The 23,946-nt window shown below is 64.5% G+C and carries 20 protein-coding genes; 16 read left to right on the top strand and 4 right to left on the bottom strand.

The window, feature by feature from the left end; translation table 11 throughout:
* Positions 1 to 29 precede the first annotated feature (29 nt).
* The 3 genes from CKW39_RS10490 to CKW39_RS10480 all read left to right on the top strand — a co-directional run bounded on the left by CKW39_RS10490 (position 30) and on the right by CKW39_RS10480 (position 4,918).
* Positions 30 to 2,855, top strand: coding sequence for an RNA helicase (locus CKW39_RS10490; RefSeq protein ID WP_095798058.1), 2,826 nt, complete (start codon positions 30 to 32; stop codon positions 2,853 to 2,855).
* Positions 2,856 to 2,883: 28 nt separating this feature from the next.
* Positions 2,884 to 3,987, top strand: coding sequence for an amidohydrolase family protein (locus tag CKW39_RS10485; RefSeq protein WP_254049372.1), 1,104 nt, complete (start codon positions 2,884 to 2,886; stop codon positions 3,985 to 3,987).
* Positions 3,988 to 4,177: 190 nt separating this feature from the next.
* Positions 4,178 to 4,918, top strand: a complete 741-nt coding sequence (locus CKW39_RS10480; protein WP_095798057.1) for a polyprenol monophosphomannose synthase — start codon at positions 4,178 to 4,180, stop codon at positions 4,916 to 4,918.
* Between the two features lie 133 nt (positions 4,919 to 5,051).
* Here the strand turns inward: CKW39_RS10480 and CKW39_RS10475 are convergent, their stop codons facing one another.
* From CKW39_RS10475 to CKW39_RS10465, 3 genes are all read right to left on the bottom strand, one after another.
* Positions 5,052 to 5,387: an RNA polymerase-binding protein RbpA gene (locus CKW39_RS10475; RefSeq protein WP_095798056.1), complete on the bottom strand. Its 336-nt coding sequence runs from the start codon at positions 5,385 to 5,387 to the stop codon at positions 5,052 to 5,054.
* Between the two features lie 105 nt (positions 5,388 to 5,492).
* Positions 5,493 to 6,599 carry an SPFH domain-containing protein gene (locus tag CKW39_RS10470; protein ID WP_095798055.1) on the bottom strand — a complete coding sequence of 369 codons (1,107 nt, stop codon included), beginning with the start codon at positions 6,597 to 6,599 and terminating at the stop codon, positions 5,493 to 5,495.
* A gap of 50 nt (positions 6,600 to 6,649) precedes the next feature.
* Positions 6,650 to 7,147: an NfeD family protein gene (locus CKW39_RS10465; RefSeq protein WP_095798054.1), complete on the bottom strand. Its 498-nt coding sequence runs from the start codon at positions 7,145 to 7,147 to the stop codon at positions 6,650 to 6,652.
* 348 nt (positions 7,148 to 7,495) lie between these two features.
* On the opposite strand from CKW39_RS10465, the gene CKW39_RS10460 reads away from it, so the two are divergent.
* The 13 genes from CKW39_RS10460 (at position 7,496) to CKW39_RS10400 (ending at position 23,294) form a co-directional block, all read left to right on the top strand.
* On the top strand, positions 7,496 to 8,479 hold the full coding sequence (locus tag CKW39_RS10460; protein WP_095798053.1) for a DUF2382 domain-containing protein: 984 nt from the start codon (positions 7,496 to 7,498) through the stop codon (positions 8,477 to 8,479).
* A gap of 220 nt (positions 8,480 to 8,699) precedes the next feature.
* Complete coding sequence (gene thrS / locus CKW39_RS10455) at positions 8,700 to 10,784, top strand: threonine--tRNA ligase (RefSeq protein WP_095798052.1); 2,085 nt, start codon at positions 8,700 to 8,702, stop codon at positions 10,782 to 10,784.
* A complete protein-coding gene (locus CKW39_RS10450) occupies positions 10,781 to 11,362 on the top strand; it encodes an HIT domain-containing protein (protein ID WP_238663223.1) in 582 nt (193 codons plus the stop codon). The genes thrS and CKW39_RS10450 overlap by 4 nt, the downstream gene beginning before the upstream one ends.
* A 62-nt stretch (positions 11,363 to 11,424) precedes the next feature.
* Positions 11,425 to 12,738, top strand: a complete 1,314-nt coding sequence (locus CKW39_RS10445; RefSeq protein WP_095798051.1) for a Mur ligase family protein — start codon at positions 11,425 to 11,427, stop codon at positions 12,736 to 12,738.
* Positions 12,739 to 12,748: 10 nt separating this feature from the next.
* Entirely contained in the window at positions 12,749 to 13,480 is a 732-nt protein-coding gene (locus tag CKW39_RS10440) for a type 1 glutamine amidotransferase (RefSeq protein WP_095798050.1), read from the top strand.
* Between the two features lie 107 nt (positions 13,481 to 13,587).
* Entirely contained in the window at positions 13,588 to 14,349 is a 762-nt protein-coding gene (locus CKW39_RS10435) for a YebC/PmpR family DNA-binding transcriptional regulator (RefSeq protein WP_095798049.1), read from the top strand.
* Positions 14,350 to 14,356: 7 nt separating this feature from the next.
* Complete coding sequence (gene ruvC, locus CKW39_RS10430) at positions 14,357 to 15,028, top strand: crossover junction endodeoxyribonuclease RuvC (protein ID WP_095798048.1); 672 nt, start codon at positions 14,357 to 14,359, stop codon at positions 15,026 to 15,028.
* A 208-nt stretch (positions 15,029 to 15,236) separates the two neighbouring features.
* The gene (gene ruvA / locus CKW39_RS10425) at positions 15,237 to 15,881 is read left to right on the top strand and encodes a Holliday junction branch migration protein RuvA (RefSeq protein WP_095798047.1); all 645 of its coding nucleotides are present in this window, start codon (positions 15,237 to 15,239) and stop codon (positions 15,879 to 15,881) included.
* Positions 15,881 to 16,987 carry a Holliday junction branch migration DNA helicase RuvB gene (gene ruvB / locus CKW39_RS10420; protein ID WP_095798046.1) on the top strand — a complete coding sequence of 369 codons (1,107 nt, stop codon included), beginning with the start codon at positions 15,881 to 15,883 and terminating at the stop codon, positions 16,985 to 16,987. Before ruvA ends, ruvB begins: the two co-directional genes overlap by 1 nt.
* 228 nt (positions 16,988 to 17,215) lie before the next feature.
* The gene (gene yajC, locus CKW39_RS10415; RefSeq protein WP_254049371.1) at positions 17,216 to 17,755 is read left to right on the top strand and encodes a preprotein translocase subunit YajC; all 540 of its coding nucleotides are present in this window, start codon (positions 17,216 to 17,218) and stop codon (positions 17,753 to 17,755) included.
* Between the two features lie 106 nt (positions 17,756 to 17,861).
* Positions 17,862 to 19,706, top strand: coding sequence for a protein translocase subunit SecD (gene secD / locus CKW39_RS10410; protein WP_095798045.1), 1,845 nt, complete (start codon positions 17,862 to 17,864; stop codon positions 19,704 to 19,706).
* Positions 19,703 to 20,749, top strand: a complete 1,047-nt coding sequence (gene secF, locus CKW39_RS10405; RefSeq protein WP_095798044.1) for a protein translocase subunit SecF — start codon at positions 19,703 to 19,705, stop codon at positions 20,747 to 20,749. The genes secD and secF overlap by 4 nt, the downstream gene beginning before the upstream one ends.
* A gap of 133 nt (positions 20,750 to 20,882) precedes the next feature.
* Entirely contained in the window at positions 20,883 to 23,294 is a 2,412-nt protein-coding gene (locus CKW39_RS10400) for a bifunctional (p)ppGpp synthetase/guanosine-3',5'-bis(diphosphate) 3'-pyrophosphohydrolase (protein ID WP_095798043.1), read from the top strand.
* Here the strand turns inward: CKW39_RS10400 and CKW39_RS10395 are convergent.
* Positions 23,273 to 23,923, bottom strand: coding sequence for a hypothetical protein (locus CKW39_RS10395; protein WP_095798112.1), 651 nt, complete (start codon positions 23,921 to 23,923; stop codon positions 23,273 to 23,275). The two genes, CKW39_RS10400 and CKW39_RS10395, sit on opposite strands and share 22 nt — an antisense overlap.
* Between the last annotated feature and the right edge of the window lie 23 nt (positions 23,924 to 23,946).

The raw sequence follows: 23,946 nt of genomic DNA, 5'->3' as shown, positions 1-23,946 counted from the left end.
GTGTCCGCGCTACGCCGTAGGCTGGTGCCATGTCTTCTCACGCCGATCGTTTCATGGCCGCCAAGGCCCGTGCGGCCCACGCGAACACCGAACTCGCGGCGTTTGAACAGCTGCTGGATTTCGAACTCGATCCTTTCCAGATCGAGGGCTGCAGGGCACTCGAACAAGGGCACGGCGTTCTGGTCGCCGCCCCCACGGGTGCTGGTAAAACGGTCGTGGGGGAGTTCGCGATCCACCTGGCACTCTCCCAGGGTCGCAAGGCCTTCTACACGACCCCCATCAAGGCGCTGAGCAACCAGAAGTTCCACGAGTTCTCCCGCCGTTGGGGGAGCCATCGTGTGGGTCTGCTGACCGGTGACACCTCGGTCAATTCGGAGGCGGACATCGTGGTCATGACCACCGAGGTCTTGCGCAACATGCTCTACGCCGATTCGTCCACGCTGACCAATCTGGGGTTCGTGGTCATGGACGAGGTGCACTACCTCGCGGATCGTTTTCGCGGGGCGGTCTGGGAAGAAGTCATCATCCATTTGCCGGAACACGTGCAGCTCGCGTCCCTGTCCGCCACGGTGTCCAATGCCGAGGAATTCGGTGCGTGGCTTCATCAGGTTCGTGGCCACACGGACGTGGTGGTCTCCGAGCACCGTCCGGTCCCGTTGTGGCAGCACGTTCAGGTGGGCCCGCAGCTGCTGGACCTGTTCGTCGATGACACCGTTGAGGAAGCCGCCGAACGGCAGGCCGAACCGGGCGCGGATGAACCAGCGGTCAATCCCGAGCTGCTCCGCCTGTTCCGCGCCCAGCACCCACGCGGTGGGCGCGGGGGCGGGCGCGGTCCCAACCACCGCGGCCGACGCCGCCGCGGGCCGCACCGTCCCGAGCCGCACGTGGCGCGCCAGGACAGGATTTCCCGGCCTCACTTGCTGCGCCGGCTGGACGCGGAAGCTTTGCTTCCGGCCATCACCTTCATCTTCTCCCGCGCCGGTTGCGACGCCGCCGTTGCACAGTGCGTGGCCGCCGATCTCTGGCTGACCACTCCGGAGGAACAGAAGACCATTCGCGCCTACGTGGCCGAGGCAACCTCCCACATGACCACCGCGGATCTGGCCGCGTTGAATTATCACGACTGGTACGACGGACTGGTGCGCGGCATTTCCGCCCACCACGCGGGCATGCTCCCCGTCTTCAAGGAAGTTGTGGAGCAGCTCTTCGCCCAGGGGCTCGTGAAAGCCGTGTTCGCCACCGAAACCCTTGCACTGGGTATCAACATGCCAGCCCGATCCGTCGTACTCGAACGGCTCGACAAGTTCAACGGTGAATCCAGGGTTGATATCACCCCCGGTGAGTACACGCAGCTCACGGGTCGTGCCGGCCGACGCGGGATCGACGTCGAAGGCCACGCCGTGGTGCTGTGGCGCGATGGGATGAATCCGCAGACCGTGGCCGGTCTGGCCTCCAAACGGACGTACCCGCTGAACTCCAGTTTCAGCCCCACGTACAACATGTCCACGAACCTGATCGCCCGCTACGGTGCCAAGCGGTCACGGTCCATTCTCGAGACCTCATTCGCCCAGTTCCAAGCGGACCGTTCCGTAGTGGGGATCGCCAAACGGGTGCGGTCGCAGGAGAAGACCCTCGAAGCGTATCGGGAGGCCATGGCCTGCCACCTGGGCGACTTCACCGAGTACGCGCGTCTGCGCAGAGAGCTCAACGGACTCGAGAAGTCCGCGACCAAGTCCCGCTCCGCCCGGCAACGCAACGACGCCGCGGTGTCGCTCCAGGATCTGCTGCCCGGCGATGTCATCGACATCCCCCAGGGGCGTAACGCGGGTTACGCGGTGGTCGTGAAGGCCGATGAACATCCCTTCGATCCGCGGCCTCACATCCTCACCCTGGACGGCAAACTGCGCCGCGTGGGTGTGAACGACTTGGATGGCTCACTCGAACCGGAGTCCAAGGTCAAGATCCCCAAACGCTATTCGGGACGTTCCCCGCAGGAACGCAAAGACCTGGCATCCACCGTGCGTGCGGCCCTGCGCGAGCACCGGCCCGCACGTGAACGCAGCGGTGGGCACACCATCCGTTTCGATCGGGGCACGTCCGCGAGGGATCGCAAGATCGAGGATCTGCGACGCGCCCTTCGGTCGCACCCGTGTCACGGCTGTTCCGACCGCGAGCACCACGCACGGTGGGCCGAGCGTGCCTGGAAGCTCGAGAAGGAAACCGAGGGTCTGCGCAAGCAGATCGCCGGCCGTACGGGCAGCATCGCCGCAACGTTCGACAGGGTCTGCGCCGTGCTCACGCACTTCGACTACCTGCGCGCGGACGAATCAGGGAATCTCAAACCCACTCCCGCGGGCGAACAACTGCGTCGGATCTACGGCGAACGAGACCTTCTCCTCGCACTGACCCTGCGCGACGGATTCCTGGACGGCCTGGACGTGGCCGGCCTGGCGGGCGTCGTGACCGCGTTGGTGTATCAACCTCGCCGGGAAGACCAGGGCTCCCGCCCTAAGATGCCCACGGCCCATATGGAGGCCGCAGTGCAGACATTGATCCACAACTGGTCGGTGCTGACCGATGTGGAGTCCCAGCACCGGTTGCCGCAAACGGCACAACCTGAGCTGGGTCTGGTGGACGCCATGTATCGCTGGGCCCGAGGCGCCAGCCTGACCAAGACCCTGTCGGGTACTGATCTGGCGGCCGGGGATTTCGTCCGCTGGGCCAAGCAGACCATTGATCTGCTGGACCAATTGGCCGGGGTCGAGCACCTGGACCCGGCCATCCGCGATGTCGCCCTCGACGCCATCCAGGCTGTGCGCCGCGGTGTGGTGGAGTACAGCGTCTTTGAACAGTGACCAGCAGCATGACTTACCGGAGGACAGAGTGAGCCCACAGACCAAAACCACCGTGATGTATATGAACGCCTCGGTGTATTCGCCGGTGGATCCGTTCGCCACGGCCATCCTGGTGGATGGGCCAACGGTCGCGTGGTTGGGTTCCGACAGCGCAGCTCACGCCATGGCGGGCGAACAGTCCACGGTGGTGGACGTGCACGGCGCGGTGATTACTCCGTCCTTCGTGGCGCACCAGCGTGTCACCCACGGCACACAGATCGTCTCGGCAGCTCAGGGCTATGGTGCCGTGGAGTTGCTTTCCGACAACGCCCGGACCTTGAACGACGCCGCGACCCGTGCCACGGACGCGGGTCTCGTGCCGTTACCCATCCTGATCCATCCCGTGACGGAGGCCTCGGCCATCGCCTCCGCCGGTGCACCGCGGCCGTGCCTCGGTATCGAGATCGACCCCGCCCAGGACCCCGCCGCTCTGCTGGAGGACGTAACCTCCCACTTGGTGGCGTGCTCCGAGGCCCGCTACCAGGCCGTGGTCGTGTGCGAGGCCCGCCCCGAGGCCACCGTGGAGGGAGCGCCGTCGGCCGTTATCGACGTGATTCTCGAGGCCGCGCAGCAGGCCACCGACACGGTGGGGGAGCGTGCGTTCAGGTCGCGCGGGCACCGGCTCGTGGGCGTGGGCGAACTCAGCGAGGAACAAAGTGAATCGCTCGCCCGCCACGCTCTGTCCGTGACGTCGCGTCCCGGCGCCGCACCGCTGACGGCGCTGGCGCGCGCGGGTGTGCCCGTGACTCTCACGACCGACGCGGAGAACCCGTGGCAGGCCGTCAAGGACGCCCTTGAGGCGAAGGAACCGAGTCATCGGACCTCGGCTCGTGCGGCGTTCCTGGCCCTGACCCGTGGCGTGTGGCGGGCCCAGCGTGACGCTCAGCCGCTGGCCGGCCAACTCGCCCCCGGAGCAGAGGCCAGCCTGACGATGTGGGATGCTGAGTCGCTCATGGTGCAGCAGGCGCAGGGCACCGGAGCATCCTGGAGCACGGATCCCCGCGCCCGCACGCCAGCCCTTCCCGCCCTCGACGACCCGCGGCTGCCCGTGTGCGAACGCACTGTGGTGGGCGGAAACGTGATCTTCGAGTGATTGACAATCGGCCATCTTGGTGCTGACCAGAATTGCCGGTTAGACTGAATTCTTACTGCCGGGTGGGTTCATCCGTCCTTAGAAAACAGTGCTGCGGAGCAATTCGCGCCTGGTCCGAAGGCGGGTGGGCCTGCCCTGTGGTGTGTTCGGGGCGTTTTTCCCCGTCCCCAGTGGCTTGAAAGGACGCCCGGTGCGAGTTCTCACGATCATCCCCACCTATAACGAACGCGAATCGCTGCCCACGGTGGTGACCCGGTTGCGGGCGGCCGTTCCCGATGCGCACGTGCTGATCACGGACGATAACAGCCCGGACGGCACCGGCCGCATGGCCGACGAGATGTCCGCCGCGGATGATCACATCCACGTGCTCCACCGCGCCAAGAAGGAGGGTCTCGGCCCGGCCTACATTGCCGGTTTCCGCTGGGGCCTCGACAACGGCTACGACGTGCTGGTCGAGATGGACGCGGATTGCTCCCACCAGCCCGAGCAGCTGCCCTTGCTCCTGGACGCCATTGAGAACGGCGCGGATCTGGCCATCGGCTCCCGCTATGTACCGGGTGGCCGCACGGAGAACTGGCCCCTGGACCGCCAGCTGATCTCCCGCGGTGGCAATCTTTATTCGCGTGTTCTGCTGGGCACCGCCGTTCACGACATCACCGGCGGGTACCGCGCCTTCAAGCGCGGCACTCTCGAGGCCATTGATCTGGCCTCCGTGCGCTCGCGCGGTTACTGCTTCCAGATCGACCTCGCATGGCGTACCGAACGCCTGGGCCTGAAGATCACGGAAGTTCCCATCACCTTCGTGGAACGCGAAGAGGGCGTGTCGAAGATGAGCAAGGATGTCACCGTGGAGGCCGCGACCAACGTGGCGAAGTGGGGGCTGACCGCACGCGCTCAGACTCTGGCCGGAAAGCTGGGCCTGCGCAAGTAGACCTTCCGGGGCGAACCCCGACCACTACTTAAACGCCGACGCCGCGTACCAGACTTGGTACGCGGCGTCGGCGTTCGTCCGTGGTCACTCACCGGCCGCGCGACCGCGGGCGCGCGGCCGGGAATGGCGGGACTCAGAGCGCGTGGCGCTCCTTGTAGAAGTCGAGGCGCTGCTGCAGGATCTCTTCGAGCTCTTCCGAGCTGCGACGCTCCATGAGCATGTCCCAGTGGGTACGCACGTGCTTCTCATTGGGGTTCTCGGGCTTCTCACCGTTGACCAGGATGGCCTCGTGACCGGTCTTGGTGGTCCACACCGGGGGAATCTCCGCCTCCGCCGCAAACATCACGCTCACCGACTCACCATCTTTGGTGCGGTACTCCACGCGTTGGCGCGGTGCCGGCTCAACACCGGTCTCGGTTTCCATCGACTGGGAACCCAAGCGCATTCCACGCAGGCTGCGATCGCTCACTGGACGGTCCTTCCTGAAGTCCTACTGGTACAAAGGGCGATATCCCGGGGCCTGAACTGGATGTTCGAGACCCAGAGATCCGCATCAACCGGGTACAACCACGAACTAGCGCGATTCATTCCCGGCGCTGCTGGAACCGTGGTCCCCGGCAGCCGGATCGGCAAAGGGAGGCTCCGGCATCTCGAAATCATTGGGGTCGGTGAGCGTCAAATCCGGCTCGAGATCCTTCTCGGTGACCTTGACGGTCTCCGATTCCACGATCGGTTCCGAGTAACCGGTGGTCGCGGGCTCTTCTTCCGGATCATCCCAGGACGAGTCGTGGGGGCCTTCGCCCCCGCCACCCGGAGTCGCGAGGAAATTGCCGACTCCGCGCAGTGCGGTGCTGAGCTCAGCGGGGATCATCCACACCTTGTTGGCGGAACCCTCTGCCACCTTGGGTAGGGTCTGGATGTACTGGTAGGCCAGCAGCTTCTGGGTGGGCTTGGCGCGGTGAATCGAATCGAAGACCTTGGCAATGGCTTGGGCCTCACCGTCGGCACGCAGGATTGCAGCCTTGGCGTCACCTTCCGCGGAGAGCACGGCGGCCTGCCGTTCACCCTCGGCGGTCAGAATCTGGGACTGCTTCTCACCCTCAGCCGTGAGGATGGTTGCACGACGGTCTCGCTCGGCGCGCATCTGCTTCTCCATGGAGTCCTGAATAGACGGCGGGGGCGTGATCTCCTTGATGTCCACGCGGGAAATGCGAATGCCCCAGCGTCCGGTGGTGGAGTCCAGGACACCGCGCAATTCGGCGTTGATCTTGTCGCGCGAGGTCAGCGTCTCTTCAAGATTCAAACCACCCACCACGTTACGCAGGGTCGCACTCGTGAGCTCATCCACGGCCTGGATGTAGTTGGTGATTTCGTAGGTCGCGGCGCGGGGGTCGGTGACCTGGAAATAGACCACGGTGTCGATGCCAACCACCAGGTTGTCCTCGGTGATCACGGACTGGGCCGGGAACGGCACCACTTGCTCACGCAGGTCGATGAGGGGGAGAAGTCGATCCACGAAGGGGATCAGAAAGTGCAGGCCGGGGTTCAGGGTGGATTGGTACTTGCCAAGTCGTTCCACGATGCCGGCGCGCGACTGCGGAATGATGCGAACGGCCTTGATCAAGGCGATTGCCGCTGCCAGCACCACCACTACGAGCAGTACTGTGATGACGATTTCCATGGGGTCCTCTCACATGGGTGGAGTGCGGGCCGGACGGCCCTACTGATGTTCTAGTACCCGGGTTGGGAAGCGGGGGAGTCGGAGAAGTCGGTGGTTGCCGGGGCGGTACCGGACACCACGGCCGTGGCACCGTCGATCCGGTAGACATAGGCCTTGGTCCCGACCTCGAGCGTGCCGTGTTCGGCAGATCGCGCGGTCCAGATATCGCCTTCGAGACGGACCAGGCCGGTGTTCTCACTGACGGGTTCCAGCACGGTGCAGGACAGTCCCACCAGTCGTTCGGCGTTGGAACGCGTGCTCGGAGTGGACCTGTTGATCCGATTGAGGGCCACCGGCCGCAAGAGGAAAATGAGAAGTACAGCTACTACCGCAAATGTGACCACTTGTAAGGGGATGCTATGGGTAAAGAAACTCACCACCCCGGCGCACAGCGCGGCCACGGACATCATAAGGAACAAGAAATCCAGGGTGAGCATCTCGATTCCGGCCAAGATCAACATGATGATCAGCCAAATGATCCAGGGGTTATTGACCAGTGCGTCCCACACGTGAGGCTCCAGACATGATTGAAGTGTCGGAAGTGGCCGCCTCCGCAGGATGCGCAGCCCGCCACCTGTCGGCTCCCTTCCCATTGTGCCCTACCCCACGCCTCGAGGCCGGAATGGCCCATTCCTAGGCGGGCCCCACGCTCGGTACTAGCGGGTCGCTAATGGATAAACCTTGGCCGGGGAAGTGTCCCACGGTCATTTCACCCGAGAGAGAAAATCTATTGTCAGGCAACTGAACATCAGTAAGCTGGGCGGCAAGCTAGATCACAATGCCATCGTGCAGAGTGATGGCTCGCAGGGCACAAACCGTGCTTTGACGAACGCAATAAACTTGAAGGAGTTCTTGCGATGACCACTTTCGATGTGAATGCGATTCTCTCCAGCACTGCCTACGATGCTGACGGCGACAAGGTCGGCAAGGTGGAGCAGGTTTTCCTCGATGACAACTCGGGTGAGCCCACGTTCCTCACCGTGAACACCGGTCTCTTCGGAGCGAAGGAGAGCTTCGTTCCGGTGAAGGACGCTCGCCAGGACGGCGACCGCGTTGTGCTGCCTTACCAGAAGGATGTCATCAAGGATGCTCCGAAGGTCGATGCAGACCAGCACCTTTCCCCTCAGGAAGAGGAAGAGCTCTACCGCTACTACGAGCTGAACTACGACAACGGTCGTGGCGCAGATCGTGATCGCGACCTCACCGACCGTGACCGCGACTTGAACGATCGCGACCGTAACGCTGCTGCCGGTACCGCTGGCACCGCCGGTGTTGCAGGTGCAGCCGCAGGCCGCGATGGCGACCGTGATCGCGACCTCACCGACCGTGACCGCGGCCTGGTGGACCAGGACCGCCGCGACGTCGCTGACCGCGACCGCGACCTGACTGACCGCGACGACGCATCCGTGGTTCGCCACGAGGAGCAGCTCAAGGTTGGCACCCAGGAGCGCGAGACCGGCCGTGCACGTCTGCGCAAGTACGTGGTCACCGATCACGAGACCGTTGACGTTCCCGTCGAGCGCGAAGAGGTCTCCGTCGAGCGCACCCCGATCCGCGATGGCCAGGCCCGCACCGGCACCATCGGTGAGGAAGAGGTCGAGGTTTCCCTCCACGAAGAGCGCCCCGTGGTCGAGAAGGAAGCCGTGGCTGTCGAGGAGGTCGGCCTGAACAAGGAGACCGTCCGCGACACCCAGCGCGTCGAAGCCGATGTTCGCAAGGAACAGGTCGATGTCGAGACCGGCAATGATCGCAACCTGACCGATCGTGACCGCGACCTTGATGGCCGTGACCGCGATCTGGACGGCCGTGACGGCCTGGGCGGCAACGCTCCCCGTCGCTGAAACTGATCCGCAACGCTGAGGCGTTGAATCGGTAATCGCTGCACCCCGGGCCTTTGGGCCCGGGGTGCAGCTGATTTCGGGCCGCTTCCCGGCCCGTCAACTGTGTCCGCTCCCGGTCGGAGCGGTAGCATCATCTGCGTCCCCGTTGCACCGAAAGGTCCGCGGGTCCCGCGCGTCCCCGGTATGGACGCGCGTCACACGAACATTCAAGGAGTAACTCATGTCTGATGCCGCTCAATTACAGCTGACCGTGGACAGCGCCCCGCGCACCGAGATCCAAGGAACCACGGCGGCTGATCTGTACGCGGATCAGCGTGAGGTGGTGGTGGCCCACATCAACGGTGAGCTCAAGGATCTGAGCACCGAGCTCTCCGACGGTGATGTCGTGGAGCGCGTGCTCGTGAGTGACCCCGAAGGCCTGGAGGTGCTGCGTCACTCCACGGCCCACGTCATGGCCCAGGCCGTGCAGCAGTTGCGCCCGGACGCCAAGTTGGGCATCGGCCCGTACATCACGGACGGTTTCTACTTCGATTTCGACGTCGACGAGCCGTTCACGCCGGAGGATCTGAAGAAGATCGAGAAGTCCATGCTCAAGATCGTGAACAAGTCGCAGCTGTTCCAGCGGCGCGCGGTCGACGAGGACGAGGCCCGCCAGGAGATGGCGGACGAGCCCTACAAGCTCGAACTCATCGACCTGGCCAACGGCCCGGGTTCAGGTTCCATGGAAGAATCCGCGGAAGGCGCTTCCGTTGAAGTGGGCGCCGGGGAGATCACCATTTACGACAACGTGGACCGACAGAGTCACGAGATCGTGTGGCGGGACCTGTGCCGCGGTCCCCATGTACCCAACACCAAGCTGATCGGCAACGGGTTTGCCCTGATGCGTTCGGCGGCTGCCTACTGGCGCGGTAACGAGAAGAACAAGCAGTTGCAGCGCATCTACGGAACGGCTTGGCCCTCGAAGGACGAGCTCAAGGCCTACAAGGAGCGTTTGGCTGAGGCCGAACGTCGCGATCACCGCAAGCTGGGTTCCGAACTGGACCTGTTCTCCTTCCCGGACGAGCTGGGTTCCGGTCTGCCGGTGTTCCACCCCAAGGGCGGCATCATCCGCAAGGAGATGGAGGACTACTCGCGCCAGCGCCACACCGAGGCCGGCTACGAGTTCGTCTACTCCCCGCACATCACCAAGGGCCACCTGTACGAGGTCTCCGGCCACCTGGACTGGTACCGGGACGGCATGTTCCCTCCCATGCACGTGGACGAGGAGCGCAACCCGGAAACGGGTGAGCTCACCAAGCCGGGCCAGGACTACTACCTCAAGCCCATGAACTGCCCCATGCACAACTTGATTTACCGCTCACGCGGCCGCTCATACCGTGAGCTGCCCCTGCGGTTGTTCGAGTTCGGCGCGGTATACCGGTATGAGAAGTCCGGCGTGATCCACGGTCTGACCCGTGTGCGAGGCATGACCCAGGACGACGCACACATTTACTGCACTCGCGAGCAGATGAAGGATGAGCTGACGGCCACCCTGAACTTCGTGTTGTCCCTGCTCAAGGACTACGGCCTGGACGACTTCTACTTGGAACTCTCCACCAAGGACCCCGAGAAGTTCGTGGGCTCGGACGAGATCTGGGACGAGGCCACCCGCACGCTGCAGGAGGTGGCCGAGGATTCCGGTCTGCAGCTGGTCCCTGATCCCGGGGGAGCAGCCTTCTACGGCCCCAAGATTTCCGTGCAGGCCAAGGACGCGATCGGGCGTACGTGGCAGATGTCCACGATCCAGTTGGACTTCAACCTGCCCGAGCGCTTCGATCTCGAATACCAGGCCGCGGACGGCACGCGTCAGCGTCCCGTGATGATCCACCGCGCCCTGTTCGGTTCCGTGGAACGCTTCATGGGCGTACTGACCGAGCACTACGCCGGAGCGTTCCCGGCATGGCTGGCCCCGGTCCAGGTGCGCGCCATTCCGGTGGCCGAGGCGTTCAACGACTACCTGGACGAATTCGCGGCCAAGCTGCGGGTCCAGGGCATTCGGGTGGAGGTGGATACGTCTTCGGACCGCTTCCCCAAGAAGATTCGCACGGCCTCCAAGGACAAGATCCCGTTCGTGGTCATCGCCGGCGGCGACGACGCCGACGCCGGTGCCGTCTCCTTCCGCTACCGCGACGGATCGCAGTACAACGCGGTGCCCGTGGACGATGCCGTGGAGATGATCGTGCGGCACGTGCGCGACCGCGTGAACGAGGACCCTTCGGCGCCGTCGAACGTGGAGGTCACGGAAATCGTTGCGGAGCAGTCGTGACGGACGACAACGCGGAGACCAAGAACGAGAATCAACACTGGGTGGCTCAGGACGAGTTCGAGCTGCCCGGTGTACCGGATAGTTTCCAACGATTGTGGACACCCCACCGGCTCGCGTACGTGCGCGGTGAGGACCCCTCGATCAAGGAAACTCCGGGTTGCCCGTTCTGCACCGGTCCGGACCGTACGGACGATGACGCATTGATCGTGCACCGCGGTGAGCACTGTTTCGTGGTGCTCAACCTGTTCCCGTACAATCCCGGTCACTTGCTCGTGTGTCCGTATCGTCACGTCGCGGACATCACCGAACTCACGGACGACGAGTTGTGGGAGCTGAACGTGTTGACCCGCACGGCGGTCGCCACCATTCGTGAGGTGGCTCAGCCGGCCGCGTTCAACGTGGGACTGAATCTGGGTTCGGCCGCGGGCGGCTCATTGTCCGCGCACCTGCACCAGCACGTGGTGCCGCGCTGGGACGGGGACGCCAATTTCATGCCGGTGATTGCCCAGACCAAGCCCCTCATTCAGACCCTGGGTGCCAACCGCGACGACATCGCCGCTGCCTGGCCCCGTTCCTGAACCTCCCCGCGCGCGAGCGTCGCTTTCGAGTGGCCGCGTGCGGCGGTACACCTGTCACTAGGATGGAATCCATGTCTCGACCACTCGTACGTCTACTCGGCCAGGGAGTTCGCTGGGCCTCGAGCCTGCGTGGGGGCGGGTCCGCCTTCCCCGGCCTGGTCATGGAGAAACTGCACCCGGCCTTCGTCGCGGAAGAACTCGCCAAGCTGCCCCACGGCGTGGTGGTCATCAGCGGCACCAACGGCAAGACCACAACCACCAAGATGGCCGTCCAGTTGCTGCGTTCACAGGGACTGCGTGTATTCACGAACCGGACGGGCTCGAATTTCGTCCGGGGCGTGGCGGCGTCGTTGTTGGCCGAGATGAATGCGTTCGGCCGCCTCGACGCGGACGTCGCGGTGCTGGAACTCGATGAGGCGCACGCCGTGCACTTCGTCAAGCAGGTCAAGCCCCGCTACGCGCTGCTACTCAACGTGATGCGCGATCAGCTCGACCGTTTCGGTGAGATCGACACGACTCGCCGCATGCTCAGCCAGGTCGCCAAGGCGACCACCGGTACCGTGGTCCTCAACCGCGAGGACCCGCGCATCGCCAGTCTCGCGGACGACGTCGCCGCTGACGCCACCGTTGAGTGGTTCGGCCTGTCGGACGCGCTGCGGCCCATGTTCCCCTCCGACGACGACATGCGTGACGTGCTGCGCCAGACCGAGAACGTCGAGCTGGATTCGGCGCAACCATCCGTGGCCCGACCGGCCGCTGACGTGGTGCTCAACGCCGTCAAAGCCAACAGTGTGGATCTGGACGTGCACGGCCAGGAGCACACGGCCACGATCGATCTCTACGGTGTGTACAACCAGTACAACGCCGCGGCGGCCCTCGCCTTGGCCTTGCAAGTGCTCGGCGACAGTGCGGACGTGGCGTCGCTGGTGGACGAACTGTCCCGTGTAACACCTGCCTTCGGTCGAGGCGAAACCGTGACGGTGGAGGGCAAGCCCCTCCAGTTGTTGCTCGTGAAGAACCCCGCCGGATTCCGGTTGTCGCTGGCGTCGGCCTCGGCCGACGACTACGCGACCATGATCGCGATCAACGACGCCTACGCGGACGGTCGGGACGTGTCGTGGTTGTGGGACGTCGATTTCGACAGTCTGCGTGCCGGAGGCGTGGACATTGTCTCGGGTGTGCGGGCGTGGGACATGGCGCTACGGCTGGACTACGACCTGGTGGAGGTCGGATCCGTGGACACGGACCTCGAGTCCGCACTGAAGCAATTCATTGCAGGGGCGGGGGACCGGCCCATGCGCATCTTCTGCACCTACACCGCCATGCTGTCGCTGCGGAAGATCCTGGGCGGCATGACCCACGTGGACACGATCTGAGGAGCCGATCATGAATCAGGAAAAAGTGGGTTCCCTGGACATCGTCCAGCTGTATCCGCGGGACATGAACATCTACGGGGACTGGGGCAACACGCTGACCCTCAAACGCAGGGCCGAGCGCTACGGCTACGAGGTACGGGTGCACGACTACAACCCGGGTGACCCGTGGCCCGACTACGCGGACCTCTTCGTGGGTGGCGGTGGTCAGGACTCGGGCCAGTTCCGAGTGGCCGAGGATCTCGCTCGCGTGGCTCCCAAACTGCACGAGGCTGCGTCGGCGGGTACGCCCATGTTGGTCATCTGCGGGCTCTACCAGTTGTTCGGCCGGGAGTTCCGAACCGGCGGGGGAGAGACCCTGAGGGGCATTGAGATGTTCGATCTGGAAACGGTCGGTGGACCGGAGCGTTTGATCGGCAATATCGTGACGGAGTCCCCGGAATTCGGCACGATCATCGGCTACGAGAACCACTCCGGACTGACCACGCTGGGACCGGACCAGGCAGCGATGGCAACCGTGGTCAGCGGGGCCGGTAACAACGGGGAGGACGGTACCGAGGGCGCGCGCACGCACAACGTGCTGGGCAGTTACCTGCACGGATCGTTGCTGCCCAAGAACCCTGCCGTGGCCGATTTCCTGTTGCGGACCGCGGTGGAAACGCGCGGGGACCGCTTCCCGGAGGCGTCTCTGGACGACACGTATGCGGAACACGCGCGCGGCGTCGCCCAGACGAGACCCCGTTAGCGACGCGGGGCAGCCTTCGAGGCGCCCTGACGAATCGCTAAAATAATTGACAAATCGTAGACCCGGCGCTGTGAGGCCGGGCGCACAGACTTTCTAGGAGGAACTCGATGTCAGGTCACTCCAAATGGGCCACGACCAAGCACAAGAAGGCCGCGATCGACGCCAAGCGCGCCAAAGCTTTCGCCAAGTACATCAAGGGCATTGAGGTTGCCGCCCGCATGGGTGGCGCGGACACCGCCGGTAACCCGGCACTGGACCTGGCCGTGTCCAAGGCCAAGAAGAACTCCGTGCCCAATGACAACATCGATCGCGCGATCAAGCGTGGCGCCGGCCTGACCGGCGAAACCATCGATTACTCGGAGATCCTCTACGAAGCCCGCGGCCCCCAGGGCACCGCGCTGTACATCGAATGTCTGACGGACAACAAGAACCGCGCGGCCTCCGAGGTGCGTGTGGCCGTGACCCGCCACGGCGGCACCATGGCGGACTCCGGTTCCGTGGCCTACCTCTTCGAGCGCAAGGGCGTGGCCGAGGTGACCAAGACCGATGGTCTGACCGAGGATGACGTGCTGATGGCCGTACTCGATGCCGGTGCGGACGAGGTCATCGAGGAGTCCGAGGTCTTCGAGGTCGTCAGTGAGGCCACCGACCTTCCCGAGATTCGTAAGGCGTTGGAGGAGTCCGGACTGGACTACAACAACGACGATCCCCAGTTCCGCCCCACCATGAAGGTGGACCTGGATGCCGAAGGCGCCAAGAAGTTCCTCAAGCTTGCGGACGCCGTCGAAGAACTCGACGACGTACAGAACGTCTACTCGAACGCGAACATCCCCGAATCCGTGCTGGCGGAACTCGAGGACGAGGACTGAGCACTCCGTGGCACACAGTTCTGACGGCGGACCGGCCCCGGGACAGCGCATTCTTGCGGTGGACCCGGGGCTGACCCGTTGTGGCTTCGCGGTCGTGGACATGGCTGCCAATCGCACCGGAATGTTCGTGCACGTGGAGGTCAACGGCACCAAGGCACACGAGGCCCTCGAACACCGTGTGCTGGCCATCATGGACGCGGCCGAGACACTCATGGACCGGTTCTCACCGGACGTCGTGGCGGTAGAGCGCGTGTTCGCCCAGAACAATGCGCCCACTGTGGTGGGAACCGCCCAAGCGACCGGCGTGGTCATTGCGGCGGCCGCACGGCGGCAGATCCCGGTCGCGTGGCACACCCCGTCCGAGGTCAAGGCCGCGGTCACGGGAGACGGTGGCGCGGACAAGGAGTCCGTCAACCGCATGGTGGTCCGGATCCTGCGGCTGGACGCACCACCGCGCCCCGCCGACGCCGCCGACGCCCTCGCCTTGGCCGTGTGCCACGGCTGGCGCGGCGGCATGTCGGGCATGAACGCGGCGGCCAAGACCTCTACACACTCTGGTTCTCAGCCCTCATCCGTGCGAGCCTCCGGGCTCACTCCCGCGCAGCAGGCGTGGAAACAAGCCGAAGCGGCCTCTCGTCAACCGAAGGCTCCCAGGGCCGTCCGACTGCCGCGCCGTTGAACCTGGCGGTTCCACGGTTGGCGCAGAGCGTTTGAGTGATGACACGGCCCGTTCGGCCAGTGACACCGCCCGGTCGACCGCTGCGCGCCGTCCATGGGAGGGTGCGCGCTGTGCATGTCCGGGGGAGTTGTTAGAGTGATGCCGTGTTGCAGTTCGTATACGTGTTCGAATCTATGGCGGGGTCACCCCGCGTGACGGGAGCCGCCCAGTGATTGCATCGGTGACCGGTGAGGTGCGCTTCGTGGGTGCCACCCAGGCGGTGGTCGAAGTCTCGGGATTCGGGATCGAGGTCCAGGCCAGCCCGCATACCCTGGCGGGTCTGCGCACGGGATCCACGGTGCACCTTCACACTGCCTACATTGCCCGCAAGGACGAGGCCCCCTTGCTGTTCGGCTTCGCAGGGGCGGACGAGAAGGAAGTCTTCACCGTGATGCTCGGTGTCTCCGGCGTGGGACCGCGCACCGCTTTGGCCGCGGTCTCCGTGCTCGGACCGGACGAGACCCGGCGCGCCATTGCCACCGGAGACGACAAGGCCTTCACCGCCGTGCCGGGAATCGGCCCCAAATCCGCCCGTCGCATCGTGCTGGAACTGGCCGACAAGCTCGTGCTTCCGGAACCCAAGGAGAGTCCGGCCGCGCAGCCGCAGATGCAGGTGTGGCGCGAACAGGTCATGGACGCGCTCACGGGTCTGGGATGGAGCGAAAAGGACGCCACCCGTGGCATCGACGACGCCCTGGAGACTCAACCGGAGCTTGCGGATTCCGGCAACGTGGCAGAGGTCCTGCGCGCCGTGTTGTCCTGGCTGGGTACGGCCAAGGGCACGAGTCACGCGCGTAGCCGAGGACGGTCCTGATGGCATTCGAAGAACGCGGTTCTGTGCAGGGGGAGCAACGACTGGTCGGCGCCGAGGGCGATCTGGACGATCAGCAGCTCGAAGCGAGTCTGCGCCCGGGTACCCTCGACGATTTCGTGGGGCAGAAGCGGGTGCGTGCTCAGCTCTCACTCGTCCTGGAAGCCTCCAAACTGCGCGGACGCACCGCGGACCACGTGCTGCTTTCGGGCCCTCCCGGCCTGGGTAAGACCACGCTGGCCATGATCATTGCCCAGGAACTTGACGTACCCCTGCGGATCTCGTCCGGTCCTGCGATTCAACACGCCGGTGACCTGGCGGCCATTCTGTCCTCGTTGACCCATGGTGAAGTGCTGTTCCTGGACGAGATCCACCGCATGTCCCGCCCGGCCGAGGAAATGCTCTACATGGCCATGGAGGACTTCCGCGTGGACATCGTGGTCGGCAAGGGTGCCGGTGCCACGTCCATCCCGCTGGACCTACCTCCCTTCACCCTGGTGGGTGCCACCACGCGCGCGGGCCTGTTGCCCGGACCGCTGCGTGATCGCTTCGGCTTCACCGGCCACCTGGAGTTCTACTCGGTTCCCGAGCTCGAACTCGTCCTGCGCCGATCGGCAGGTCTGTTGGACCTGAACATGACCTCTGAGGGGTTCTACGAAGTGGCCTCACGTTCGCGCGGTACTCCACGAATTGCCAACCGACTGTTGCGACGCGTCCGGGACTGGGCCCTGGTGCACGGGGTGCACAGGATCGATGCCCGCACCGCCGGCGCTGCGCTGGACATGTACGAAGTGGACGTCAGGGGACTGGACCGACTGGACCGCAATGTCCTCTCCGCCCTGGTCACCAAGTTCAACGGGGGCCCGGTTGGGCTTTCCACCTTGGCCATTGCCGTGGGCGAGGAAACCGAGACGGTCGAGACGGTCGCCGAACCATTCCTCGTGCGCGAGGGATTGTTGGGACGCACCCCTCGCGGTCGCATTGCCATGGCCGCGGCGTGGGAGCACCTGGGGCTCAACGTGCCCGATCACGCGGCCTTCAAGGACCCCGCACTGCGGACCGCGTTGGCCACGGATCCGCCCGAAGAAGAGCAGCCCACGGCATTTTGAGCGGGTGCCCCGGGGAGCAAGGCCACAGGGGTCCCCGGCCGTGCCCGGCCAGGAACGGCCAAGTCAATCAGACGTACGCCACGGTGCCGTTATGGCCCCGGCGTCGCTGTTCAGCGCGTGGCCAGCTACATCCCCTACACTTGAGCGGATCCCTGTGATGACTCCCGCGTGCACTCGTGGCCGCGCTGGTCACCGCAGCCGTCAGCATCGTCTACAGAACGGAACTCCGTGATTCTCTCCGCCCAACTTCTTGCACAGGCCCAGCAGTCAGGCGGCGGCGGAACCGCATGGTTCTTGCCCGTCATGCTCGTGGTCATGGTGTTGCTGCTGTGGCTGCCCATGCGCCGCCAGAAGAAGGCCCAGGCTCAGATCAAAGCCAAGCAGGCGACCATGGAGCCCGGTACCCGCGTCATGACGAGCTTCGGTCTCTACGGAACCGTCCTGTCGATCGACCGTGATGAGAACAAGGCCGTGCTGGAAGTGGCTCCGGGAACTTCGGTCACCGTGCACACTCAGACCGTGACGACCATCCTCGATGAACCCACCACCGAGAACGCCGCCCAGAATGCGACTATTGCTCAAGACGGTGCAGTGGACGGAGAGGGCTCCACGGCTGCAGGTGGTGCACGGGAATCCATCGGTGACCGCGAGCACGATCTGCCCGGTGACAATGTCCCCGGTGACACGGCAACCGGTGAGAACCTGTCGGGTGATGATTCCTCGCGCGGAACCTGGCGTGACAACCGCCGCGATAACGACACCAACTAAAGAAGTGCATGAGACACGGGCCGAGAGCATCGGCCCGTTTCTCATGACCGGACCCGGTGCGGCGAGTTGGCTGGCCGCGCTCACCGTGCGTTGTTGAAGGACAGACATGGCATCAGACAAGGACACCTCGGGCCGTTCGGGCGCCGATGAGTCGAAAACATCCCCCTCGAAAGCGGCGTCCCGTGCGCCTCGTACGGTGCGCTCGGGATCCCAGGCGGCCGTGAGCACGGCCAAGCGCGGACTCGTGGCACTCGCCGTGCTGACCATCGCCCTGGCGGGCATCCTGATTTACGGTGTCACCACCGATCGGACCGGGTGGGATCCCAAGCTGGCCCTGGATCTTGAGGGCGGCACGCAAATGGTGCTGTCCCCGGAGCTCCAGGAGGCCCAGGACGGTCAGGAGATCACGCAGGAACAGCTGGACCAGGCCGTGGAGATCATCCGCCAGCGCGTGGACGGTACCGGTGTCTCGGAGGCCGAGATCAGCACCCAGTCGGGTTCGAACATCGTGGTGTCCATGCCCGGTGTTCCTTCCTCCGAGACTCGCGATCTGATTCAGACTTCGGCGCAGATGGCGTTCCGCCCCGTGATCACCACCGCTGAGGGCACACCCACGCCCGAGGAACAACGCACCCCGGTCGAAGAAATTCCGGAACCGGATGCAGAGCCCACTGACTCCTCGGATCCAAACTGGGTCACCCCGGAACTCGTCAAGGAGTTCGAGTCCCTGGACTGCGCCGCGCAGCGACCCCAGGAAGAGCGCAAGGCACAGGACCCCGAGAAGGCCGTCGTGGCCTGCGACCCGGCCAACAACGCCAAGTACATCCTGGGCCCGCTCGAGATCCCCGGAACGGACATCGACGACGCCTCCTACGGAATGGCGAACAATCAGCAGGGCATGTCCACGGGGCAATACGCCGTGAACCTGCAGTTCAACTCCGAGGGAACCGAGACGTTCAAGGAACTCTCCGAGCGCCTGTACCAGATCGGTCAGGCACAGCAGGGCGACCCCCGGTCCCAGTTCGCCATCCTCCTGGATGGCACCGTGATTTCGGCGCCCTCCATGAACGCCGTGATCAACGACGGCAGCGCCCAGATCACCGGTTCCTTCACGGAGGAGGACGCGCGCTTCCTCTCCGAGCAGCTCAAGTACGGTGCCCTTCCCGTGAGCTTCAGCATCGAGTCCGAGCAGCAGATCTCTGCGACTCTCGGTAGCAACCAGCTGCGCATGGGCATCATCGCGGGCCTGGTGGGGCTGGCGCTGGTGTGTGTGTACTCGATGTTCCAGTACCGCTGGCTGGGTCTGGTGACCATCTCGTCCCTGTTGGTGGCGGGCCTGATCACCTACTTCGCCATCACCCTGCTGGGGTGGAGCGCCAACTATCGCCTGTCACTGGCCGGTGTGGCCGGTCTGATCGTGGCCATCGGCCAGACCGCCGACTCGTTCATCGTGTACTTCGAACGCATCAGGGACGAGATCCGCGCGGGCAGAAGCATCCCCGCCGCGGTGGATCACGGCTGGAAACGCGCGCGGCAAACTGTGCTCGCCGCCAAGGCCGTGAACCTCCTTGCGGCAGTCGTGCTGTACTTCGTGGCCGTGGGCAACGTGCGAGGATTCGCATTCACCCTGGGCCTGACCGCCATCGCCGACTTGCTCGTGGTCTTCCTGTTCACCCACCCGGTCATGGTGCTGCTGACTCGCACCAAGTACTTCGGCGGGGGCGCCAAGAACTCGGGTCTCGATCCCGAAGCGCTCGACGCCGTGCCGTTCTACCGCGGCGCGGGACGCGTTCGTAGCCCCGAGGACAGCGACGGACTCACGATCGCCGAGCGGCGTCGTCGTCAGAAGGCCGCCGAAACCCCGGGCGACGGCGCCGCGGACGGAGCCGACGTATCCGGCGGTTCCAGCGCGGTGGACCAGACCGAACAGACCGAGGGGAGCACCCGATGAGCAACCGACTCGCACGCTTCGGTAACGACCTGCACAGCGGTCGTAAGTCCTACCCGTTCGTTGAGAAGCGCCGGTTGTGGCTCTCTCTGACCGTGGCACTCGTAGTGCTGTCCCTGCTGATCCCGGTGGTCAAGGGCGGCTTCAATCTGGGCATTGATTTCACGGGCGGCTCGGAATTCACGGTGTCCGGTATCGAGAACACGGATGTCCAGACCGGCGAGCAGGCCGTGGCGGAATCCTCTGACGCCAGCGGCGTGACCGTGACCAACATTGCGCCCGGCACGGTGCGCGTGCAGACCGAACAGCTCGACGACGACCAGACTCTGGCCGTCAAGGACTCCCTGCAAGAGGCGTACGGCGCCTCGGACGACCAGGTGACCTCGAACTTCGTGGGCCCCACATGGGGGCAGGGAGTGACCCAACAGGCCCTGTGGGGGCTGTTGATCTTCGTCCTGCTGGCCACGGTGCTCATGGCGCTCTACTTCCGCACGTGGAAAATGTCCGTGTCGGCGGTTGCCGCGATGATGGCCACGATCGTGATCACCGCCGGCGTGTATTCGCTGGTTGATTTCGAGGTCACCCCGTCCGCCGTGATCGGCTTCCTGACCGTGCTGTCCTACTCGCTGTACGACTCCGTGGTGGTCTTCGACAAGGTGCGTGAGAACACCAAGGGGTTGTTGAGCGGCGCGGCACCGGAAGAGCGGGCCAAACGGACGTTCTCGGAACAGATCAACCTGGCGGTCAACCAGACCTTGGTCCGTTCGATCAACACCTCCATCGTGGGAATCCTGCCCGTGGGTGCCATTCTGTTCATCGGTGCCTATCTGCTCGGCGCGGGAACGCTGAAGGACCTGTCGTTGTCGCTGTTCGTAGGCATCATCGTGGGTACGATCGCCACCATGTTCGTGGCCGCGCCCCTGTACTCCTGGCTGCGCGGACTCGAACCGGCCGTGCGTGACCAGGAACGCAAGGTTCTGGACGCCCGCCAGACCGACGGCACTCCGGTGACCGCGGATCCGGTCCAGGCCGGGCCGCGCGAATAACGCGCCGCACCTCCGTTACACTCGCCCCCGTACCGTAAGGTGCGGGGGCGTGCTATTAGACTTGGCTACTTAGCGCACCGGGCGCAGAGATCCCGTCCCGGCCAGCGGTGATCCGTGAGGAGGCTGTGGACCCATGACGACAGAGTCAGACGCTCAGAGTGCAAAGAATTCCGTGCCGCCCAACCCACAGGACCCCCCGGCGCTGCCTGCCAATTCGAGAATCGAGACCGCGGGAACCCATTTTGTGTTGCCCGCCTCCCGTCCGGTCTTCGGACGCGCGGTGTTCCCCGGTCGCAGCGAACGCACCCGCTCGACACTGTCCGTGCTCTCCGGTGAATCGGTGCCCCGATCGCCCGTTCTGGTGCCACTGTTACGCACGGTGAGTGCGACGCACCCTGACGAAGATCTGGACGTCCTGCAACGCGCTTTTGCCGTAGCGGACTCGTACCACGAAGGGCAGAAGCGCAAGTCCGGTGACCCCTACATCACCCACCCGGTGGCCGTGACCACGATTCTCGCGGAGCTGGGCATGACCGGCGCCACCCTTGTCGCTGGGCTCCTGCACGACACCGTGGAGGACACCGACTACTCGCTCGAACAGCTCACTAAGGACTTCGGTGAAGAGGTCGCCACGCTCGTGGACGGAGTGACCAAACTCGACAAGATCCACTACGGCGAGAACGCCCAGGCAGAGACGGTTCGCAAGATGATCGTGGCCATGGCCAAGGACATTCGCGTGCTGGTCATCAAGTTGGCCGACCGGCTGCACAACGCACGCACGTGGCGGTTCGTCTCATCCTCGTCGTCGTCCAAGAAGGCCCGCGAAACCCTTGAGATTTTCGCCCCGTTGGCCCACCGACTGGGTATGAACACCATCAAATGGGAACTCGAGGATCTCTCCTTCTCCGCGCTGTACCCCAAGGTCTACGACGAGATCGTTCGCATGGTGGGGGAGCGCACGCCGGAGCGCGAACGCAACCTAGCCACGATCCGCGGTCTGATCGCGGCGGAGCTGGACAAGTCCGGCATCGACGCCACGATCACCGGTCGGCCCAAGCACTATTACTCGATTTACCAGAAGATGATCGTGCGGGGTAAGGATTTCGACGAGATCCATGATCTGCAAGCCGCGCGCGTGCTCGTGAACTCGGTGCGTGAGTGCTATGCCGCCCTCGGTGTGCTGCACGCGAAGTGGAGCCCGTTGCCGGGCCGCTTCAAGGACTACATCGCGATGCCCAAGTTCAACATGTACCAGTCGCTGCACACCACGGTGATCGGTCCCAACGGGCGGCCGGTGGAGATCCAGATCCGCACCCACGAGATGCACCACCGTGCCGAGTACGGTGTGGCCGCTCACTGGAAGTACAAGAACCAGGTCAACCAGGCCAATTCCGCCACACCCAAGGCCAAGGAAGGCGAGCTCAACTGGCTCAGCTCGTTGGTCTCGTGGCAGGAAGAAGCCAAGGACTCCTCGGACTTCTTGGATTCGTTGCGGTACCAGATCAACACGGCCGAGGTGTACGTCTTTACGCCCAAGGGTGAGGTCATGGCGCTGCCCACCGGGTCCACCCCGGTGGACTTCGCCTACGCCGTGCACACTGAGGTGGGTAACCACACGATCGGCGCCCGGGTCAACGGCAAATTGGTGCCGCTGTCCTCCAAACTCCAGCACGGTGATCGTGTGGAGATCCTGACGTCCAAGTCCGAGTCGGCATCGCCGTCGCAGGACTGGCTCAAGTTCGTGGGTTCGCCGCGGGCGCGCACCAAGATCCGCCAGTGGCATTCGAAGGAACGCCGCGAGGAAGCCATTGAGCGCGGGAAGGACCTGCTCACCAAGGCGCTGCGCAAGCACCACTTGCCGCTGCAGCGCACGGTGACGCACGAGTCTCTCGTATCGGTCGCACAGGACTTCAACCGGTCTGACGTCGCCGCGCTGTACGAGGCGCTCGGAAACGACGCGGTCAACGCTCAGCAGGTCGTCGAGAAGCTCATCGAGCACCACGGTGGCGCGGAGGGCACCGAGGAGGACTTCGCCGAGACCACCAAGGTCACCGCTCCGGCCCGGGCCACGGTGTCCGATTCGGGTGTGGTGGTCCAGGGCATGTCGGACGTGTACGTGAAACTGGCACGTTGCTGCACCCCGGTTCCGCCGGACGAGATCGTGGGCTTCGTGACCCGTGGTGCCGGCATTTCCGTGCACCGCAAGGACTGCAACAACATGAAGTCCCTGCTGTCCTCAGATGATCCGCGGGTCAAGGAAGTCAGTTGGGCGCCCACGCAGTCCTCGCTGTTCCTCGTGGAGATCCAGGTGGAGGCCCTCGACCGACACTCCCTGTTGCTCGATGTGACCCGCGTACTGTCCGAGAACCACGTGAATATCCTGTCCGCGCAGGTGCACACCTCGCGGTCACGATTGGCGATCTCCCGTTTCGCCTTCGAAATGGGAGACACCCGCTACCTGGACCACGTGCTTAACCAGGTCCGCCGGATCGATGGCGTGTACGACGTCTACCGCACCTCGGGTCAACGTCCGGTGGCTTCGTAACCGCGTTCCACGGCTCGGCCCACTTTCCGCACCCTGGCCAGAGCCTGGCGGCGGCCCGGTTTCTTGCCGACGGCCTCGAGTGCGGCCAGGACCAATTCGGGTGGGCAGTGCAGGTGCGGGGAGGCCATGAGCCAGTGCAGGGCCCCGGTGCCCTCGGAACCGGGCACGTGAAGCGCCACATCAACCGCGGTGCGCAGCGGACTGGTCACCGCCAGATCCTCGTGAACGACCCGGTCGAAGGGATTGAACGCGGTCTGATGCAGGCTGAACCCGCGGGGGAGTGTCGTGGTGGTTCGCGCGTCCTTGGCGACGAGGATGGGCAGGGGTTCAGGTACTTCCGCGCAATCGTAGAACCATGCGGCGCCGAGCCGTCCGAGCACCCCGCGACGTTGCAAATGGGCGGGAATCACCGCGCGTAGGACATGCAACTTGCTGACTCGAGTGAGCGGAGTTCCCACGGGTACGTGGGCGTCGAGCAGGATTCGGTTGAGAATCCCGTCCGAAACCATCGCGGAGAGCTCAGGACCGCTGAACGGGTGCCCGGGTCGCAAGACCGGTGTCAGCTTCGCACCGCTTCGGGGCGGTAGCGAGTGAACGGAGTCGGTGGGTTGCGGCTGCGGCGGTGTCATGACCCCATCTGAACCGATGCCGG

Source organism: Kocuria sp. WRN011 (assembly GCF_002295155.1).
GTDB lineage: Bacteria > Actinomycetota > Actinomycetes > Actinomycetales > Micrococcaceae > Kocuria > Kocuria carniphila.
Note: the sequence above shows the minus strand (reverse complement) of the source record. Positions and strands in the feature narration are given on the sequence as shown.

Coding starts and splice junctions, on each gene's coding strand:
- CKW39_RS10490 (WP_095798058.1), top strand. CDS start 30: ATGTCTTCTCACGCCGATCGTTTCATGGCCGCCAAGGCCCGTGCGGCC.
- CKW39_RS10400 (WP_095798043.1), top strand. CDS start 20,883: ATGACGACAGAGTCAGACGCTCAGAGTGCAAAGAATTCCGTGCCGCCC.
- secD (WP_095798045.1), top strand. CDS start 17,862: ATGGCATCAGACAAGGACACCTCGGGCCGTTCGGGCGCCGATGAGTCG.
- CKW39_RS10395 (WP_095798112.1), bottom strand. CDS start 23,923: ATGACACCGCCGCAGCCGCAACCCACCGACTCCGTTCACTCGCTACCG.
- CKW39_RS10470 (WP_095798055.1), bottom strand. CDS start 6,599: ATGGAAATCGTCATCACAGTACTGCTCGTAGTGGTGGTGCTGGCAGCG.
- CKW39_RS10435 (WP_095798049.1), top strand. CDS start 13,588: ATGTCAGGTCACTCCAAATGGGCCACGACCAAGCACAAGAAGGCCGCG.
- thrS (WP_095798052.1), top strand. CDS start 8,700: ATGTCTGATGCCGCTCAATTACAGCTGACCGTGGACAGCGCCCCGCGC.
- CKW39_RS10460 (WP_095798053.1), top strand. CDS start 7,496: ATGACCACTTTCGATGTGAATGCGATTCTCTCCAGCACTGCCTACGAT.
- ruvB (WP_095798046.1), top strand. CDS start 15,881: ATGGCATTCGAAGAACGCGGTTCTGTGCAGGGGGAGCAACGACTGGTC.
- CKW39_RS10440 (WP_095798050.1), top strand. CDS start 12,749: ATGAATCAGGAAAAAGTGGGTTCCCTGGACATCGTCCAGCTGTATCCG.
- CKW39_RS10445 (WP_095798051.1), top strand. CDS start 11,425: ATGGAATCCATGTCTCGACCACTCGTACGTCTACTCGGCCAGGGAGTT.
- secF (WP_095798044.1), top strand. CDS start 19,703: ATGAGCAACCGACTCGCACGCTTCGGTAACGACCTGCACAGCGGTCGT.